At 30.8% G+C, this 2,423-nt stretch carries 2 protein-coding genes; both read left to right on the top strand.

Annotated elements, in window-relative coordinates:
* Positions 1 to 1,358 (top strand): lipopolysaccharide biosynthesis protein (locus tag ACXJH6_RS05125; RefSeq protein WP_456470685.1); only part of this gene is annotated, 1,358 nt, incomplete at its 5' end.
* 60 nt (positions 1,359 to 1,418) lie between these two features.
* Positions 1,419 to 2,423, top strand: a 1,005-nt coding sequence (locus ACXJH6_RS05120; RefSeq protein WP_456470684.1) for a glycosyltransferase, incomplete at its 3' end; no start/stop codon positions are given.

Here is a 2,423-nt window from a genome sequence, read left to right as displayed (position 1 = left end):
TCTTAGCACGAGCTCTCAAACCTTCGGACTTTGGTCTTTTTGGAATGGCGATATTATTTCAGGAATTCCTGCTCAATATCACTGCCCTAGGTATGGGAGCTGGAATCATAGCGAAAAAAGAAGTTTCCAAGGATGATCTAAATACTTGTTTTTGGACAATTGCTTGTGTACGTATTTTTTTATTTTTACTCGCTTTTTTAGGGGCTCCTCTGGCAGCTCTTTTTTTTAAAGAACCACGTCTCGTTGGAGTAGTGAGAGTCTCGTCTTTTTGTTTTTTAATTCATCTCTTTGGAATAGTTCCAAATATACTTCTTAGTAAGGAATTGCGTTTCAAAACTTTAAATATAATTAATGGAATAAGTGTTCTTTTTGAATCGTTTGTAGCTGTTTTTTTGGCTTTAACTACAGATTTGGCTTACTGGTCTTTAGTTATAGCTATGTTAGTGAACGCTATATTTTCTAATTTGATCATTTTTATTTTTGTTAATTGGGTGCCAAATTTTAAATTTGATAAAGAGAGCTTTCATTATCTTTTTCGCTTTGGAATTCATGGATTAGGTTTTTCTATTACTAATTATTTAAAACAAAACTTGGATTATTTATTAGTTGGTCGTATTTTAGGAACTTATCAGCTTGGACTTTATGAATTTGCTTATAAAATTCCCCATTTAGTAGTTGCTCGGATTTCCAGACCCGTGGGAGCAGTAGTCTTTCCATCTCTAGCTAAAATTCAAGAGGATAATGAAAAAATTTTTAACGCTTATGTAATGATAGTTAAATTTGTCACCCTAATTGCATTTCCAGTACTTTTTGGTTTGCTTGCCTTAGCAGATATTTTGGTCCTTGTACTTTGGGGTGATCAGTGGTTACCAATTATAAGACCTATGCAAATTCTTTGTTTATGTGCTGCATTAAGATGTATCGTTCAACCTCTGGGAGCTATTTTTTTATGTAAAAACAGGCCAGATATTCCTAATATAACTTCATTTGTTGAACTCATAGTTACAGCTATAACTGTGAGTATTATGGGATATTTTTGGAATATTACAGGAATTGCTATTGGTATGTTGTTGTCTGTTTTGCCTTCATTTATTGTATTGTATATTGGTTTTCGTTTAATAAAGGCTAATATATTTAGATTTTTTATATCTATTTTTAAGACTTTTTTTACTGCTCTTTTATGTGGTATTTTTGTCTGGTTTGTAAAAAAAACTTTGCTTTATTTAAATTTAAATTTAGTGACAATATTAAGTCTAAGTGTAGTTTCAGGAGGAATAATTTTTCTTATTTTGGTTTTGTTTTTTTTCAAGGATGAACTCTTTTTATTAAAGAATATATTATTTAATTGTAAATTGTAATATATAGGTAAAAAATTCTAAGAAACTATTTATAGATTAGGCAAAAATTACACAACGTTTATGACTAAAAAAATATTTTCTTTTCCTTCTTTATTATCTGCCAATCCATATTTGGAATTATTTTACAACAATTTGTCAAAATTTGATTTTTGTTATTTAGGAGGATTAAAAGTTAATGATGGTTGGCTTTATACTAACAATAAAAAGATAGATATTTTGCATTTTCATTGGCCAGAAGATATTTGGCGTATAAGGTCTAAGAATAAGATAGGGAGGTTGAGGGCCCTTATCGGTTTTTGGAGATATTTACGTTTAGCTAAAAAATTGGGAATTAAAATTTGGTGGACACTACACAATCTTGAACACCATGAAGGAATAGATTTTGTAGACAAATTAGGCTATAAAGTTTTAGCAAAACAAAGTGATTTGATTATTTGTCATAGTAAATATGGAGCTAATATTTTGAAAAAACGTGATAATCCTCGAGGTGAACTAGTTGTTATGTACCATGGGCTTTATGAAGGGATATATCCTTCTCCGGCTCCACGAGACGAAGTCTTAAGAGAAATAGGTTTTGATTCTTCTTTGCCTACTTTTTGTTGTTTAGGATATATTCGTCCCTATAAAGGATTTGATTTGGCAATTGACGCGATTAATCTATTAGACAGAGATGTACAATTGATCATAGCTGGTAATGTTCACAAGGATTACGATATTAATGTGCTACAAAAAAAAGTCAGTTTTAATAAGAAGTGCAAAATAATACCGAAATTTTTATCAAATCAAAAGTTTTCAGATATAATTAATGCTTGTGATGCAGTTATTCTTCCTTATAAAAAAATTACAACAAGTGGTTTAGTATTAGCGGCTTGGACATTTAACAAACCTGTTATTGCAGCTGACCATCCTTATTTTCGGGAGATTAGTCAAGGAGTTGAGGCAGCAATTGAATTTTTTCGTCCTGGAGATGTTGGAGACTTGGCAAAAGCCATTTCTCGTTTTTTATTAAAAGCTCAACAATCAAGGTTAGATGCTTTAAATAGATTAGCACAAAAATATAGATGG

The sequence above is a fragment of the Caminibacter sp. genome (assembly GCF_053999135.1).
Note: the sequence above shows the minus strand (reverse complement) of the source record. Positions and strands in the feature narration are given on the sequence as shown.